Origin of the sequence: Vibrio maerlii (assembly GCF_003415655.1) — a bacterium.
GTDB lineage: Bacteria > Pseudomonadota > Gammaproteobacteria > Enterobacterales > Vibrionaceae > Vibrio > Vibrio maerlii.
Window position 1 is genome coordinate 1 of the sequence record NZ_QRHC01000001.1, and the last position, 16,448, is coordinate 16,448.

The 16,448-nt window shown below is 44.4% G+C and carries 17 protein-coding genes and 1 riboswitch; of the genes, 4 read left to right on the forward strand and 13 right to left on the reverse strand.

What is annotated here, in order from left to right; all coding sequences use genetic code 11:
* Window positions 1-369 precede the first annotated feature (369 nt).
* Window positions 370-1,020, reverse strand: a complete 651-nt coding sequence (locus tag DPF91_RS00005) for a hypothetical protein (protein ID WP_123766744.1) — start codon at window positions 1,018-1,020, stop codon at window positions 370-372.
* A gap of 313 nt (window positions 1,021-1,333) precedes the next feature.
* Between DPF91_RS00005 and DPF91_RS00010 the strand changes: the two genes are divergently transcribed.
* The gene (locus tag DPF91_RS00010; protein ID WP_117232390.1) at window positions 1,334-2,296 is read left to right on the forward strand and encodes an integron integrase; all 963 of its coding nucleotides are present in this window, start codon (window positions 1,334-1,336) and stop codon (window positions 2,294-2,296) included.
* A gap of 85 nt (window positions 2,297-2,381) precedes the next feature.
* On the opposite strand, the gene rplT is transcribed toward DPF91_RS00010, so the two are convergent.
* The 4 genes from rplT to thrS all read right to left on the reverse strand — a co-directional run bounded on the left by rplT (window position 2,382) and on the right by thrS (window position 5,561).
* Complete coding sequence (rplT, locus tag DPF91_RS00015) at window positions 2,382-2,735, reverse strand: 50S ribosomal protein L20 (protein ID WP_004401084.1); 354 nt, start codon at window positions 2,733-2,735, stop codon at window positions 2,382-2,384.
* 41 nt (window positions 2,736-2,776) lie between these two features.
* Window positions 2,777-2,971, reverse strand: coding sequence for a 50S ribosomal protein L35 (gene rpmI, locus DPF91_RS00020; protein WP_038201401.1), 195 nt, complete (start codon window positions 2,969-2,971; stop codon window positions 2,777-2,779).
* A 106-nt stretch (window positions 2,972-3,077) separates the two neighbouring features.
* Window positions 3,078-3,629: a translation initiation factor IF-3 gene (infC, locus tag DPF91_RS00025; protein ID WP_117232391.1), complete on the reverse strand. Its 552-nt coding sequence runs from the start codon at window positions 3,627-3,629 to the stop codon at window positions 3,078-3,080.
* Window positions 3,630-3,632: 3 nt separating this feature from the next.
* A complete protein-coding gene (gene thrS, locus DPF91_RS00030) occupies window positions 3,633-5,561 on the reverse strand; it encodes a threonine--tRNA ligase (protein WP_117232392.1) in 1,929 nt (642 codons plus the stop codon).
* A 289-nt stretch (window positions 5,562-5,850) separates the two neighbouring features.
* Here thrS and DPF91_RS00035 point away from each other — a divergent pair, with 289 nt between their 5' ends.
* From DPF91_RS00035 to DPF91_RS00045, 3 genes are all read left to right on the forward strand, one after another.
* The gene (locus DPF91_RS00035) at window positions 5,851-6,093 is read left to right on the forward strand and encodes a hypothetical protein (protein WP_117232393.1); all 243 of its coding nucleotides are present in this window, start codon (window positions 5,851-5,853) and stop codon (window positions 6,091-6,093) included.
* A gap of 310 nt (window positions 6,094-6,403) precedes the next feature.
* A complete protein-coding gene (codB, locus tag DPF91_RS00040) occupies window positions 6,404-7,654 on the forward strand; it encodes a cytosine permease (protein ID WP_117232394.1) in 1,251 nt (416 codons plus the stop codon).
* 9 nt (window positions 7,655-7,663) lie between these two features.
* On the forward strand, window positions 7,664-8,941 hold the full coding sequence (locus DPF91_RS00045) for a cytosine deaminase (RefSeq protein ID WP_117232395.1): 1,278 nt from the start codon (window positions 7,664-7,666) through the stop codon (window positions 8,939-8,941).
* Window positions 8,942-9,023: 82 nt separating this feature from the next.
* Here DPF91_RS00045 and thiE read toward each other — a convergent pair whose 3' ends face one another.
* From thiE to malE, 8 genes are all read right to left on the reverse strand, one after another.
* Complete coding sequence (gene thiE, locus DPF91_RS00050; protein WP_117232396.1) at window positions 9,024-9,638, reverse strand: thiamine phosphate synthase; 615 nt, start codon at window positions 9,636-9,638, stop codon at window positions 9,024-9,026.
* A gap of 13 nt (window positions 9,639-9,651) precedes the next feature.
* Window positions 9,652-10,437 carry a hydroxyethylthiazole kinase gene (gene thiM, locus DPF91_RS00055; RefSeq protein ID WP_117232397.1) on the reverse strand — a complete coding sequence of 262 codons (786 nt, stop codon included), beginning with the start codon at window positions 10,435-10,437 and terminating at the stop codon, window positions 9,652-9,654.
* 29 nt (window positions 10,438-10,466) lie between these two features.
* Window positions 10,467-11,132 carry a thiaminase II gene (gene tenA, locus DPF91_RS00060; RefSeq protein WP_117232398.1) on the reverse strand — a complete coding sequence of 222 codons (666 nt, stop codon included), beginning with the start codon at window positions 11,130-11,132 and terminating at the stop codon, window positions 10,467-10,469.
* Window positions 11,133-11,153: 21 nt separating this feature from the next.
* Entirely contained in the window at window positions 11,154-12,062 is a 909-nt protein-coding gene (locus DPF91_RS00065; RefSeq protein WP_117232399.1) for an ABC transporter substrate-binding protein, read from the reverse strand.
* 95 nt (window positions 12,063-12,157) lie between these two features.
* A complete protein-coding gene (locus DPF91_RS00070; protein WP_117232400.1) occupies window positions 12,158-12,964 on the reverse strand; it encodes an ABC transporter permease in 807 nt (268 codons plus the stop codon).
* Window positions 12,957-13,742: an ABC transporter ATP-binding protein gene (locus tag DPF91_RS00075; RefSeq protein ID WP_420855563.1), complete on the reverse strand. Its 786-nt coding sequence runs from the start codon at window positions 13,740-13,742 to the stop codon at window positions 12,957-12,959. Before DPF91_RS00075 ends, DPF91_RS00070 begins: the two co-directional genes overlap by 8 nt.
* Entirely contained in the window at window positions 13,735-14,610 is an 876-nt protein-coding gene (thiD, locus tag DPF91_RS00080) for a bifunctional hydroxymethylpyrimidine kinase/phosphomethylpyrimidine kinase (protein ID WP_117232401.1), read from the reverse strand. The genes DPF91_RS00075 and thiD overlap by 8 nt, the downstream gene beginning before the upstream one ends.
* A gap of 145 nt (window positions 14,611-14,755) precedes the next feature.
* Window positions 14,756-14,866, reverse strand: a riboswitch (TPP riboswitch).
* A 343-nt stretch (window positions 14,867-15,209) separates the two neighbouring features.
* Window positions 15,210-16,388 (reverse strand): maltose/maltodextrin ABC transporter substrate-binding protein MalE, encoded by a 1,179-nt coding sequence (gene malE, locus DPF91_RS00085; protein ID WP_117232402.1) that lies wholly within the window; start codon window positions 16,386-16,388, stop codon window positions 15,210-15,212.
* Between the last annotated feature and the right edge of the window lie 60 nt (window positions 16,389-16,448).

The window sequence follows — 16,448 nt, forward strand, 5'->3', positions numbered from 1 at the left end:
AAAAACGAAGAGTATCAACCAGCATAAAACACCATGCACCACCAACCCTTTGCAAAGTACGTAGTGAGATGAATAACAGGATAAATCCTACACGTTGAAAACCTTATGCTCACACTGGCTTTTAAAGTCGATAAGTTGATCAGGACTGCGTGTTCGACTGCCTCATCTTGGCCAAGGCAATAGCCGCTAAAACAGGCCGTATATATGGTAGTTAACCTGCACTTTTAATCACGCTGCTGACTTGCAAAACCGGGGGAGACCATATAGGTGAACAACGCGACCACCCAACCCTAAACCTTGCCACTTTTAGCACTGAAGCTGACCTAAACCGAAATTGCCAAGCGTTGAGAATCCGTCTTAAATGCTTTGTTAGCCGTATATTTCCACTTTATCGAGAGACTTTAAAAGCCTGTACATTTTACTTAGTCTTTCAGACTTATGAGTCACATCAGGTGCAAAAAATGAAATTGGAGCCCTTATTGATACGATAAAACATAGAACATCTATAGCACTAATTGCTTTATAGAAGTTCAGCGGGGATCCATAGTCTTCATCACTATATGCACCATGTAAAATGCCATGACGATTTGTATTATCTCTAAAAGGGTAGCTCTTTGAATTAGCGTATAAATTTTTTGTTGCAAAGTTTTGAAATGATTCTAGCATTGGAACGATTTCAGACACCATTCCTAACTGATTATCAACTACATCATTTTGGGTATGATCTATAAGCTGTATAAAAACCTGCTTTATATAGTCAGCTTTGATGCCTTTGGATTCGGCAATATTTCGAGCTGCTCCCTCCACTACCGGTATTAAGCCTGACGTAGCAATATGATGTAACCCTAAAAAATGAGCTTTAACTGACTCACTAATGATTTCTGAATACTCAGAGATAAAAGGTACGATTGGATATCTATCGACCACCATCGCCGCTAAGTTGTCTTCGTTGTATATGTGACATAGTAAATTCTCAAGGTTTGAATCTTCACTTTGGTTTACTTCTTTGAGGATATCCATGAGATAACCATATCTAACGTAGGGTGGGATGAACCACCCGACTCTGTTAAACACTTCTCTATAATAGTCCACAGATATCTCCATTTTCCCTATACGGCTAACGCTATCTAAACAGCAATATGCCGTCATTCCAACTCACGGATTGCCATCTTTCTCTCTAGTGTATTTGTCTAAGATACCACCTAAGACAATGAAATACTTGTAATATGGTTATGATTTATCGTGACTAGTTTCACTGTTAGATGGCAATTTTCGCCTTAATCGCTAAGGACGTCATAGAGTACATATATTGTATAAATAAACAGTGCTAGTTATGAAGTCTCAATTTTTATTAAGCATCAAAGATTATATGTTCACTCGGCATTACGCGAGTAAAACTGTCGAAGCCTATCTATGTTGGATAAAGAAATTCATTGTCTTTTCAAACATGCAGCACCCTCGAAATCTAAATGCTGCAGACGTAGAGCTATTCCTTACACATCTTGCGGTAAATGAGAAAGTAGCGGCTAAAACCCAAGCTCTCGCTTTGAATTCGATTAATTTTTTGTATCGTGACTACTTTAAATCACCTTTAGAACCTGCACTAAAGTTTAAAAAGTCCATTGTAGACAGGAAATTGCCTGTTGTTCTTACAAAGGCTGAAACGAAACGGTTCATTGATCATATAGATCCACGCTTCAAACTGCATATCCAGCTTTTATATGGCTCTGGTTTACGGTTAATGGAATGTGTGAGGTTGCGAATTCATGATATCGACTTTGATTATGGTGCTGTTAGAGTGTGGCAAGGTAAAGGTGGTAAAAATCGTACCGTGACATTAGCAACGGAACTACATCCCCTAATATTAGAGCAACAGTCTCTCGCTAAACGTTATTTCGATAAAGATATGAAAACACCAGGGTATGCCGGCGTTTGGATGAAAAATGCGTTGTCAAGAAAGTACTCAGAAGCCCCCTTTGATTTCAATTGGCACTATTTATTCCCTTCACAAAAGCTATCGGTTGACCCTGAGACGGGTTTTACTAGGCGTCATCACATCAATGAATCAGCGCTCCAAAGAGCGGTACGAAAATCTGCTGCTGACGCAGAGATTAAAAAGAATGTCACATGTCATACGCTAAGGCATAGTTTCGCTACTCACTTACTGGAATCTGGCGCGGACATAAGAACCGTGCAGGAACAATTAGGTCATAGTGATATTAAGACGACTCAGATATATACCCATGTTCTGGACCGAGGAGCAAGTGGTGTTCGTAGCCCTTTATCTAACTTATAGAGTATTATTTTTTTAATTCAGGAAACAGCAGGCAATAAAAAAGAGAGCCGAGGCTCTCTTTTCTTAATCCTAATAACTAACTCTATTAAAGAGCAGCTTTCGCTTTTTCAACTAGAACAGCAAATGCTGCTTTGTCGAATACTGCGATGTCAGCAAGAATCTTACGATCGATCTCGATAGATGCTTTCTTAAGACCGTTGATGAAACGGCTGTAAGATAGACCATTTTGACGAGATGCCGCGTTGATACGTGCAATCCATAGTTGACGGAATTGACGTTTCTTGTTGCGACGGTCACGGTAAGCGTATTGACCAGCTTTAGTAACTGCTTGGAAAGCTACGCGGTAAACACGTGAACGTGCACCGTAGTAACCTTTAGCTTGTTTTAGAACTTTCTTATGACGTGCACGAGCTTGTACACCACGTTTTACGCGAGGCATTATGCTTCTCCTAAACTAAACGATTGATAAACTAAAAAGAATTAAGCGTATGGCATCATACGAGCAACTGCTGCTACTTCAACTTTAGGAAGTAGTGCATTTGGACGTAGCTGACGCTTGTTCTTAGTAGTACGCTTAGTCAGAATGTGACGTTTTGTAGCGTGCTTGTACTTAATACCACCAGCAGTTTTCTTGAAACGCTTAGCAGCACCTTTGTTGGTTTTCATCTTAGGCATGATGAATAACTCCGCATTGTTGAGTTGATTAAAACAATAGTAATTAGGGCGAACAAAACCCAGCCACCTTACGGCAGCTGAGTTCAATTACTTGCAAAGCCGTTAATTACTTCTTCTTAGGGGCCAGTACCATGATCATCTGACGACCTTCAATTCTCGTTGGGAAAGATTCAACAACAGCTAAATCTACTGTGTCCTCTTTCAAACGATTTAGAACGTCAACACCGATCTCTTGGTGAGCCATTTCGCGGCCACGGAAGCGAATTGTTACCTTCACTTTGTTGCCGTCTTCAAGGAAACGCGTCAGGTTGCGTAGTTTTACCTGATAGTCTCCGATATCAGTTCCAGGACGGAATTTTACTTCCTTAATCTGAATCTGTTTTTGCTTCTTCTTCTGCTCTTTCGCAGCTTTGCTCTTCTCGAAGAGGAACTTACCGTAGTCCATCACACGACAAACTGGCGGCTCGGCGTTAGGGCTGATCTCAACGAGATCCATACCAGCTTCAACAGCTGCATCAAGCGCTTCTTGGATAGAAACGATACCAACGGCTTCACCGTCAGCGCCTGTTAGACGAACTTCACGAACGCCACGAATTTCACCGTTTAAACGATGCTGGTTTTGTTTGGCCGGTTGTTGGCCACGTCTTCCGCCTTTAATAGCTTATTCCTCCAGATTGAGCTTACGGCTAGAAACCTCGGCTTGGATGTAAGAAATAAAGTCATCCACTTTAAACTTGCCTAGGTCTTTACCTTTACGTGTACGTACTGCGATTTCGCCAGCTTCCATTTCTTGGTCGCCACAAACCAACATGTACGGAACACGTTTCAAAGTGTGTTCGCGGATTTTAAAGCCAATCTTCTCATTTCTCAAGTCCGCTTTTACTCTAAATCCACTTTTTTGCAGTTTTTTCGTAATTTCTTGTACGTATTCAGATTGTTTGTCTGTAATACCCATTACAACTGCTTGTTCAGGTGCCAACCACGTTGGGAAGAAACCCGCGTATTCTTCAATAAGAATACCGATGAAACGCTCAAGAGAACCAAGGATTGCACGGTGAATCATTACTGGCACTTGACGCTCATTGTTTTCGTCAACGTAAGTCGCACCAAGACGACCAGGTAGGTTGAAGTCTAGCTGAACTGTACCACATTGCCATGCACGATCTAGACAGTCATATAGTGTGAATTCGATCTTAGGGCCATAGAATGCACCCTCACCTTCTTGAATCTCGTATGGAATTTCCATTGCTTCAAGAGACTGCTTAAGCGCTTCTTCAGATTGATCCCAGATCTCGTCTGAACCTACACGCTTCTCTGGACGTGTTGATAGCTTAACAACGATGTTGTCGAAACCAAATGTTTGGTACGTATCGTAAACCATCTTAATACAAGACGTCACTTCGTCTTGGATTTGGCTTTCAGTACAGAAGATGTGTGCATCATCCTGAGTGAAACCACGTACACGCATGATACCGTGTAGTGCACCTGATGGCTCATTACGGTGACATGAGCCAAACTCAGCCATACGTAGCGGTAGATCACGGTATGATTTAAGACCTTGGTTGAAGATCTGAACGTGACCTGGGCAGTTCATTGGTTTCAGTGCGTAATCACGGTTCTCTGAAGAAGTCGTGAACATTGCTTCTGCGTATTTGTCCCAGTGACCAGAGCGTTCCCACAGAACACGGTCCATGATTAAAGGACCTTTTACTTCTTGGTAATCGTATTCAGTCAGCTTTTGACGAACAAATACTTCTAGATCACGGAAAATAGACCAACCATTGTGATGCCAGAATACCATACCCGGTGCTTCTTGCTGCATGTGGAATAGGTCTAGGTGCTTACCGATCTTACGGTGGTCACGCTTAGCCGCTTCTTCTAGACGCGTTAGGTGAGCCTTAAGTGCTTTCTTATCGTGAAAAGCAGTACCGTAGATACGTTGAAGCATCTTGTTATCGCTGTTACCACGCCAGTATGCACCTGCAACGTTTAGTAGCGTGAAGTGCTGACAGAAACCCATGTGCGGAACATGCGGTCCACGACACATGTCGATGTATTCTTCGTGGTGGTAAAGACCTGGACGATCGTCTTTAGAAACGTTCTCGTCAAGGATTTCCATTTTGTAAGTTTCGCCACGCGCTTCAAATGTGTCGCGTGCTTCCTGCCAGCTTACTTTTTTCTTGATAACCTGATATTTGGTTTTCGCTAGCTCTTTCATACGCTTTTCAACTTTTTCTAAGTCTTCTTGCGTTAAAGAGTGCTCCATATCGATGTCATAGTAGAAGCCGTTGTCGATCGTTGGACCGATCGCCATTTTAGCTTCAGGGTAAAGCTGCTTGATCGCGTGACCAAGAAGGTGAGCACAAGAGTGGCGAACGATCTCTAGACCATCCACTTCATCTTTAGCCGTGATGATTTCTAGTGCAGCATCGTTCTCGATAAGATCACACGCATCAACACGCTCACCGTTAACACGGCCAGCAATGGTTGCTTTCGCAAGACCTGGGCCGATGTCAGCAGCGACATCTAGAGTAGAAACTGGGTTATCAAATTGACGTTGACTACCGTCAGGAAGTGTAATTACAGGCATTTTATGTCCTTTACAGTGGTGTTGCATACCAAGCAACACATGAAAATTAAGCGTCCTATCTAAACTACTAATTGAAAGTTAGAGACACTATAAATTGATGAGTTTGATACGTTTTTAGATTCAAATACTGATGAACCACTCAACGAATCAAGCGCGCATTCTATGACATTCTTCTTTAAAAAGACAGCCTTGCTTAAAACTTGTTCACAACCACTTCTATTCATTAAATTGAAACGATCGATGATTACCTTACCTCTCGACCTAATTAATTTTATAAATACAAAGCAGTATGTCTAAGGCTAAACACCCACTCGACGAACAAATCGTTTCTCTTCTTCAACAAAAAGGCTTAATTAAGAGCGAAGCCAAAACCCAACTCAAACGTGATGTTTACAACCTAAGAAAAGAAGAAGTCACTCAAATTCACAACTACGCAAACCACTTTGGTATTCATACCAAGAAAAAAATCATTGATGAGATTCTCGATATTCGAAGAGAAGCGATGCTCTCACGACTGCTGAAAAGAACGTAGTGCTAAGTTGTCACTTATAAAACGACAATCTAGCTATATAGAACGCAGTTCATATAGACATTGCATCAATCCCTCTTCTAAGTTAAGAGTTTCATCCAGTGTTATTCTGAAGTAATGCATTTCATTGAGAAACTTACCTTCAAAACTAAATATCTAACCCATTGTTTATATTATTAAAATTATTTGTACAGTTTCACGCAAACGTTTTAGTAATAAAAAACACATTGACAGTGTGATTTAGATCACCATAATGCGCACGTTTGCCTGAAATACAGGCACTAATTTTTAAAACTTTGCGGAGGTATTTAAGATGGCTGCGGATAATAACTACAGCTTGGGACCCGTGCCGGCAACGGCAAGGAAAGGAGTCGCTTCACTCACCATGGTAATGCTAGGACTCACTTTCTTCTCCGCAAGTATGTGGACAGGTGGCTCTCTTGGTACTGGTCTTTCATTCGATGATTTCTTCTTAGCTGTTCTTATCGGTAACCTCATCCTCGGCATCTACTGCTCTTTCCTTGGTTACATTGGCTCTTCTACTGGTCTTTCTACTCACCTTCTTGCTCGTTTCTCTTTTGGTACTAAAGGCTCTTGGCTTCCTTCTGCACTACTTGGCGGTACTCAAGTGGGCTGGTTCGGTGTTGGCGTGGCAATGTTTGCTATCCCTGTTCACAAAGCGACAGGTATCGATACTAATCTTCTTATCGGCGTATCCGGCATCCTGATGACGGCAACGGTGTACTTTGGTATCAAAGCGCTGATGGTCCTATCTGCAATCGCAGTGCCAGCCATCGCAATCCTAGGTAGTTACTCTGTATCTATGGCCGTGGACAGCGTGGGTGGTCTTGAGCAACTAAAACTGATTCAGCCAGAAACACCGATGGACTTCTCTGTTGCTCTTGCGATGGTAGTAGGCTCATTTGTCTCTGCAGGTACGCTAACAGCTGACTTCGTTCGCTTTGGTAAGAAGCCGGCGGGCGCTGTGCTTGTAACCATGATTGCTTTCTTCATTGGTAACTCTCTGATGTTCATCTTCGGTGCAGCAGGCGCTGCAGCGACAGGTAATGCTGATATCTCTGACGTGATGATCGCACAAGGCCTGCTTCTTCCAGCAATCATCGTGCTTGGTCTAAACATTTGGACAACAAATGAAAATGCACTTTACGCATCAGGCCTAGGCTTCTCCAACATCACAGGTAAGTCTTCTACTATGATGTCTATCATGAACGGCATCATCGGTACTCTATTTGCTCTATGGCTATACAACAACTTCGTTGGCTGGCTAACCTTCCTGTCAACAGCAATCCCACCAATCGGCGGCGTGATCATTGCTGACTTCTTAATGAACCGTAAGCGCTACGCAAACTTCGAAACGGCTCAATTCAAAGAAGTAAACTGGGCAGGCATCATTGCAGTGGCTGTGGGTGTTGCAGCAGGTAAATTCCTACCAGGTGTTGTACCTGTAAATGCAGTACTAGGCGGCGCAATCTGTTACGCTATCCTAAACCCTGTCCTTAACAAACAAGCAAATAAAAAAGCGCAGCAAGAACAAGCTGCGTAAGGAAGCATGATGACAACGCTATTGATCAAAAACGCAAAGCTTCAAGATCAAGAAGGCCTAAAGCAAATCTTGATTGAGAATGGTCAATTTAAGCAAATCACAGACAATGAAGCAGATATCGTCTATAACGGTGATATCCTTGATGCAGAGGGCGGCCTAGCAGTCGCTCCTTTCTGTGAGCCTCATATCCACCTAGATACCACGCAAACTGCAGGTGAGCCTAACTGGAACATCTCAGGTACGCTTTTTGAAGGTATTGAACGTTGGGCCGAGCGCAAAGAACTTTTGTCGATTGAAGATGTAAAAACTCGCGCGAAGCAAACGCTTAAGTGGCAAATTGCTAACGGTATTCAACACGTTCGTACGCACGTAGACGTTTCTGATCCAACACTTATCGCACTCAAAGCGATGGTTGAAGTTCGTGAAGAGATGAAAGAGTGGGTAGATATCCAAATCGTAGCATTCCCTCAAGAAGGCATTCTTTCTTACCCGAACGGCAAAGAGCTACTTGAAGAAGCGGTACAACTTGGTGCCGATGTGATTGGTGCAATCCCACACTTCGAGTTCACACGTGAATACGGCGTTGAGTCACTGCACTACATCTTCGAACTCGCACAGAAATACGACCGATTGATCGATGTGCATTGTGATGAAATCGATGACGAACAGTCTCGCTTTGTTGAAACTTTGGCTGCACTGGCACACAAGTTCAATATGGGTGACAAAGTGACAGCAAGCCACACGACAGCAATGGGTTCATACAACGGTGCTTATGCATCTCGTCTGTTCCGTCTTCTGAAGACGTCTGGTATTAGCTTTGTGGCAAACCCACTGGTTAACATCCACCTACAAGGTCGCTTCGACGATTACCCTAAACGCCGTGGTATGACACGTGTGAAAGAGATGCTAAACGCTGGTATCAACGTTTGTTTCGGTCACGATGATGTCTTTGACCCTTGGTATCCACTAGGTACGGCGAACATGCTGCAAGTTCTGCACATGGGTTTGCATGTCAGCCAAGTGATGGGTTACGACCAAATCAATGAATCATTGAAGTTGATCAGCACAAATTCTGCAAAAGCGTTAAACATTCAAGACACTCATGGTATTGAAGAAGGCAAAGCAGGTAGCTTACTTATCCTTCCTGCTGAGAACGGTTTTGATGCGGTACGTCGCCAAACTCCAGTGCGCTACTCTGTTCGTCACGGTAAGGTCATTGCAGAAACCAAACCAGCGCAAACATCTATCACGCTTGGAAGTGAAGAAGCAGTAACGTTCAAACGTTAATCTTATTGATTTCTTTTCTAACTAAAAGAGCTTACCCGCGGGTAAGCTCTTTTTGTTTACGCTTGCCGAATACCAAATCAAGCTAACCCATTAGTCCTAACAAGTGCTGTGCTGCTTGCTTTGGGTTCTCTACGTGGCAAATCGCCGAAACAAGCGCGAGACCATGAACGCCAGACGCCACAAGCTGTGGGATGTTCGATTCATTAATCCCGCCAATACCGACAATAGGTAACTGAGTTTGACTTAATGCCTTATTAAGCCCTTCAATTCCCCAGTGCGTCTTAGTGTTGGTTTTGGTCGGCGTCGCGAATATTGCACTCAGACCAATGTAATCAATGGGCAGTGAATCGGCTTCTTCCAACTGATCTTGGGTTTCAATGGATAAACCTAAGATCTTGTCATCACCAATGAGCTTACGTGCGGTTGTTGCTTGCATATCGGTTTGTCCAAGATGGACGCCATCGGCATCCACTGCTAACGCAACATCTACCCGGTCATTGATGATCAACGGCACATTTGTTTCTGCAAGTATTTCTTTCACTGCTTGAGCACGTTCAATAAAGGCTCGAACATCACCATGCTTTTCGCGCACCTGCACCATGGTCACGCCACCAGCTACGGCTTCTTTCACCACGAACTTGAGCGTTTCTAGATCCTGTTGATCATCGGTCACAAGGTAGAGTTTATATGGATTCATACTCGTACTCTGATTATTGAATCTTTAAGCGCTGTAGCAGCGTGGCTTCATCAAGCTGATATAGCTCATCAAGCAAGTTCATTTGCAGGCTGCCTGGTCCACGGGAGTTTTCCGCTGCAATTTCACCAGCTACACCAAGTACTGCAGCCGCAGCCAAACCAGTAACATCACCCACCGCAGCAAATGCGCCTGTTAATGCCGTTAAAGTACAACCCATGCCCGTCACGTAAGGCATCATTTCATGACCATTGTTTAAGGTGATGGTTTGATCTTTTGTCACCACATAATCCGTAGCACCAGAGATGACGACGTTAGCGCCGTATTCAACAACCAAACATTGCGCCGCGCCAAGTGCGGCATCGCTGCTATCAAGGGCATCTACGCCTTTGCTTTGTGCTTGTTCGCCTGCAAGCGCGATGATTTCAGACGCATTACCGCGAATGATCAATTTGTCGGCAAGACGGGCAATCTCGCGTGATGTTTCAGTACGCAGCTTGCTCGCACCACAGCCTACAGGATCGAGCACCACCACTTTGCCGTTGGCATTTGCTTGTTCTACCGCATAAGTCATGCGAGGTGTCCAAACGCTGTCTAACGTGCCGATGTTAATAACCAAAGCGCCAGAGAACGACATCATCTCTGCAAGCTCTTGCTTTGAATGAGCCATGATTGGAGAAGCGCCAATCGCAAGCAGTGCGTTAGCTGTGTTGTTCATCACCACATAGTTAGTGATGTTCACTACAAGAGGTTTTTGCTCACGAACCGCGTTTAGGTGTTGAATGATAGTTTGGGTTTGCATTTGTGCTCCTTATGATTCTTATTTCTTGTTTATGCTTGCGCATTCAAGCCTTGCTGCCAAAACGCGATTTCCATACGAGTGGCGGTTTTAAAAATGTGGATTAGGTTCTGCCCACGTTCGCTGTTGATATCGATTTCAGCCAGGTGTTGGTTGAAGTATTCTGCACCCGTCATCACGCCAGACTGAAACTCTTCACCGCCATATAGCTCTATCCAACTGCGGTATGGGTTACCTTCCAATACGGTATCCGAACTTTCCAGTAATGCTTTACCAATCACTGCATAACCGATAGAACATGGTGCTAGAGCCGCATAAAGATCGACAAGATCGCCAGTCATACCAGCATCCAGAACATAACGGGTATACGCCACTGTGCCGAAATCTTCAGGTTCATTCTCTAGATCGGATTCTGTCAGCCCCCACTTCTCGCAGTAGGTAACATGGTGAGCAATTTCCGAATCAAGCAGTGCATGCACGCTTGGCAGTGCTCGTCGCATATCCGATAGTGTTTTGGCCTTATAAATTGCCAAGGCATAAGCCCGCGCATATTGCTTTAGGAACAGAAAATCTTGTTTTAGGTAGTGCAGAAAACATGGCTGTGCGAGCGTGCCTTTCGCGAGTTGCTGAACAAAGTCGTGCTCAACGTATTGTTGCCAATCGCTCTGACATGCTTGGATTAAATCTTGGTATTTCATTGGGATTCCTATTACAGACGACTACTTGAACTCTGGTACGTAAGTGTGTGCTTTTGGCAGAGATTTAATGATGCCCTTTTGGTACATAAACTCGGCGTAGTCATCGTAGCGCTTTAGGTCAACGGCAGATGGACGAAGAGCGAATCGTGTTAACGTGTCGTTCCATGCTCGTTGGTTTAGCTCGTTATTTAGAGTGTCTGGCGAGTAAGCGACGAACTCTTTCCAAGAATCTTTCGGGTGATTCACAATGTAAGTCGTTGCTTGTTCAAGGGCTTTATTGAAGGCTTGAATCGCTTGTTTGTCATGTTGTGTAGCATTGGCAACAAACACAAGTTCATCATAGGCAGGGACGCCGTGTTCTTCTGGGAAGAACGCTTTCGCTTTATAGCCTTCTAGCTCTAATTGGTTGGTTTCGAAGTTACGTAGACCACCCCAAATCGCATCGACTTTGCCAGAAGCGAGTGAAGACGACAGCGCCCAACCGATGTTAATGGTTTCAACCTCAGAAAACTTAACGTTCTCCTGAGCAAGCATGGTACCAATGGTCGCTTCTTCGTTGCCTGCAATCGCAATGCCTATCTTTTTCCCTTTTAAATCCGCAAGTGAGTCATGCTTACCGTTATCCAACACCATTAGCGTATTAAGTGGCGTTGCAATTAGTGTTGAAACGCGAACAAGTGGAAGACCTGCTGCAACATCGATGGTTAGGCTTGGTTGGTATGAAACCGCTAAATCCACCTTACCCGCAGCAACAAGTTTGGCTGGCGTACTTGGATCAGCAGGCTCTTGAATCTCAACCTCAATACCTTGCTTTGCAAAGTAGCCGCGCTCTTTCGCAATCACGATTGGGCCGTGGTTTGGGTTTACAAACCAATCTAGCATTAGGGTGAGTTTCTTCTCAGCTGCGGATGCGCTCAGAGGAGTCAGCATGGCAACGGTAGCAGCGAGTATAGAAAGTAATTTTCGTTTTTTCTGATGGGGAGTATTCACAATATTTTCCTTTTCAGTGAATGCGTTGAGAAAGCCTAGTGGCTTTCCCAAGGGATGAGTTTTTTAAGAAGACGATCAGTCACAAAATAAAGAGAGATAGAGAGCACTGCTAAGATAAAAAGCGCTGCGAACATCTCATCAATGATCATCCGTGCATTGGCTTGCAGCATTAGGTAGCCAAGACCCGCACTAGAGCCAACCCACTCACCGACTACCGCACCTATGGGAGCGATGACCACTGCAACGCGAATCCCCGAAGCTAGTGTTGGCAGAGCGGCAGGCAGACGAATATGACGAAGCAATTGCCATTTAGTCGCACCCATTGTTTTGGCAAGGTCGAGATAACCCGTTGGCGTATTACGCAGCCCGTCGTAGCAACAGGTTGTGACCGGAAAGAAGATAATGATTGCAGCCATCACCACTTTGGATGCAATGCCATAGCCTAACCACAGCATCAGCACTGGTGCGATGGCGAATACTGGGATTGCCTGGCTTGCAATTAAGATAGGTAGTAGCCAGCGCTTCAAGGGCTCGAACAGCAGCATTTGCAACGCAAAGAACAGCCCCATCATCAAACCAAGTAATAAACCTAATAGGATTTCTTGTGCGGTGACCCAAGTGTGTTTCAGCAGAACATCTTGGCGCTCTACGAGCTTAATCAGTACGTCCAAGGGAGCAGGAAGAATAAAGCTTGGCATATCAAAAACGACTACCACACCGTGCCATAGCCCAAGGATGACTAAGGTACTAACCACCACTCGAACCATTGGCTGAGTAACACGTTCTTTAGAGCTAGTAGTCTGCGTTGTTGAGACAGTGTTGGCGGTGTTCGCATTAAGCATAATCGACCTCCAACTGTTCCAAAATGGTTTGTTGAAGCTTGGCACATTCGCCGTCTATTACTCTTGGAGGTTGACTGCTTGGCACACCAAGTTGCTCCGCTTTTGCAGGAGATCCGTGGAGAACGTAAAGCGTATCCGCGAGTCGAACCGCCTCTTGCGGATCATGCGTGATGAGAACAACTGTTTTCTCTTTAAGAAGCTCAGCAGCGAGAGTTTGCAACTTATACCTAGTTACGGCATCAAGGGCTGAAAACGGCTCATCCATCAATACAACGGGTTTCTCTTGTATTAACGTTCTTGCCAATGCCACTCGCTGACGCATACCGCCCGAGAGCTGATTTGGCATGGCATCGAGATAATCAGCAAGGCCAACTCTCTCCAATAACTCTTTAGCTTTCTGCTTAGTGTTTAAGGATGACGAACTACCATCAAACTTACTGCTTAAGCAGGCATTATCTAGAACACTTAGCCACGGAAGTAGCAGATCTTGCTGAGCCATGTAGGCGACTTTGCCGTTTAATGGCTCTGTATCTGAAGTATGAAAACCACCACTGAATTCAATCTTATCGTCCAGCAGACCGGCAAGGTAACGAAGTACCGTTGTCTTGCCACAACCACTGCGTCCCAATAGCACCGTCCACTTATTGGCATCGAATATCAGATTGAGATTAGAAAGCGTTGGCGCATCACTATCGAGATAACGCAGTGATGCTCCTTTAACATCTATGCTCACTTTTCCGCTTGCAGGAAGTGGCATTGCAGAGTTGCTATCAAGCATCTGCGGCTTCCGGTTGAACGGATTCGGATTGCTTGAGTTGGTAGAAGTGATGAACTGGGCCATGGCCTTGACCAATATCCAATTCATCAGCATGAGCTATCGCTTGTGAGATATAGGCTTTGCCAAGCTTCACTGCTTCTAATAAGGAATGACCCTGAGCTAAGTAAGAAGCAATCGCTGAGGAGAGTGTGCAACCAGTGCCGTGTGTGTTTTTAGTTAGGAAGCGTTTTGCGCTGATAAGCTGATCTGATTTTTTCAGAATCAGAAGGTCATTGCTGTTTTCATCTTCCTCTAGATGCCCACCTTTCAATAGCACTGCCTTCGAACCGAGAGCTCGCAGCTCATCAATCATTGCTGTCATTTCGGCTTCGCTTTCAGGTACAGGTTTACCGGTGAGCGCTGCACCTTCTGGCAGATTTGGCGTAATGATATCAGCAAGTGGAATCAGCTCTTGTTTTAGCGTGCTGATCGCCGATTGCTCTAGTAGCAAATCACCACTTGTCGCCACCATTACAGGGTCGAGCACTAAGAATTTAGGTTGGTACTGTTTGATCTTGCGAGCAACCACTTGAATTATGCTGGAGTCAGCCAGCATCCCGACTTTCACCGCTACAACATTGAGGTCACTAAATACTGCGTCTATCTGGCTTTCAACGTGATCAAGCGGGATAGGAAAAATGGCTGAAACGCCTAGCGTGTTTTGGGATGTGATCGCTGTAATGACAGAGCAAGCATAGCTGCCCGTTGCGGACATCGCTTTAATGTCGGCTTGTATACCTGCACCGCCACCGCTGTCAGAACCAGCAATGGTTAAAACGACAGGTGTTGCCTCAGAGGCTAAAGGTTTGAGTTCTGAATTAAGGGTCATGGTCGTTCCATCTATCTAAAAGATTCAATTATCTAAAGACAGAGGAAGCACCGACCTTACTGAAGTGCGCAATGACAGCGCATTAGTGCTGATATTCAATTCTAGAGGCAAGAAATAACCTAAACCAAGAGCAATCGAACATAAGAGTAAAGTGCGAATAGTTCCCTACGTCAGTACTAACTGAATCAGGTTCAACGGGTCTCGTTTCCGATCTCAGCAAGTACAGATAAATGCACTCGCCCCCCGACTATTGGCGGTTAATGTAATCGAGATTGCATGATTTGCAAAGTCATAAGTTCGCAAAACCTATGAAAGACCATCTTCTGAAACTATCGCCTTTAAACCAACAAAACCCACCCTTGCGTTACAAGAATGGGTTTTACTTTTAAGAAGCTTTGTTACTTAACCTCAGCTCGGGATAAGAAAGTCTAAAAAGCTAATATTTTCATAAGCATAGTTTAACTCATCAGTCAGTGCAGTTAATTAAGATGCAAAACAAGGCAAAATCATAAGTCAATAGCTTGTCTATTGTGTTGATTTTAACGAAGTTAGGCGCTTAAGAAGCTGTGCTGAATGGCTTAAATTATCCCGAGCTGAGGTTACTTAGTAATTTGCTTCGCTGCTGTGTCTAGTGCTTCTTTCACTGTTTGCTTGCCGGCCATAGCGTTGTCAATGGCTGCACCTTCTGCGTACCAGTAAGCGGTCATCGCAGGGATGTTCGGCATGATTTCGCCATTTTCAGCGTTGATCATCGTTGATTTAATCCGCTCATCACTCTCAAGGATTTTCTGGAAAGACTTAAGAGCAACGGCACCAAGCGGTTTGTCATCGTTCATGATCTTCAGAGCGTCATCTTGGTATAGGTAGTTTTCTAAGAACTCTACTGCTAGGTCACCATTTGGACTTGCTGCATTGATACCCGCACTCAGAACGCCTACGAATGGATTACCTTTACCACCATTCAATGTTGGTAGAACCGCTACACCGTAGTTCACACCAAGCTTATCCAAGTTACCCCAAGACCATGGGCCATTAATGGTCATTGCTACATTTCCTTGGCTAAACGCTGATTCTGATACCGAGTAATCCATATCAGGATTCACGACGCCTTGGTTAACCATGTCAACGAGGAACTGAAGACCATCAACACCCGCTTCGTTGTTCACACCTGTCGCTTTTGCATCGTAGCCACCGTCAGTTTTCTTAAACGCGTAAGCGCCACCTGAAGAGATCATCGGCCATGTGAAGTATGCGTTTTTTACATCCCACATAATCGCTTGCTTGCCTTGTTCCTGCATTTTCTTCTGAATTTCAGGTAGCTCTTCCCAAGTCTTTGGTGGCTCAGGTAGTAGGTCTTTGTTGTAGATTAGCGATGGTGTTTCAATAGCGAGTGGGTAACCCATGATCTTGCCGTTAACGGTTACTGCATCCCAGCTAAAGTCCGTCAGCTTCTCTTTGAACTCTTTGCTTGGACGAATCTCTTTCAGAAGACCTGCTTGTGAATAACCACCAAAACGATCGTGAGCCCAAATGATGACGTCAGGGCCACCACCCGTTGCGGCATGTTGTTGGAATTTGTCTTCAAGCTTTTCTGGGTGCTGGACAACAATCTTGATGCCTGTATCTTCTTCAAACTGTTTACCAATTTCAGCAAGGCCTTCATAGCTCTTATCACCATTGATCCAAATCGTGATTTCACCTTCTTCCATTGCCATCACAGGCGCCGAGAGTACACCCGACAATACGCTAAGAGTAAGAGTTTTAACCGCACGTTTCATTATTCTTTCCTTTGCTTCATGCTTGGATTGCGACTGCAAATCCATTCATTGATGTTTTTC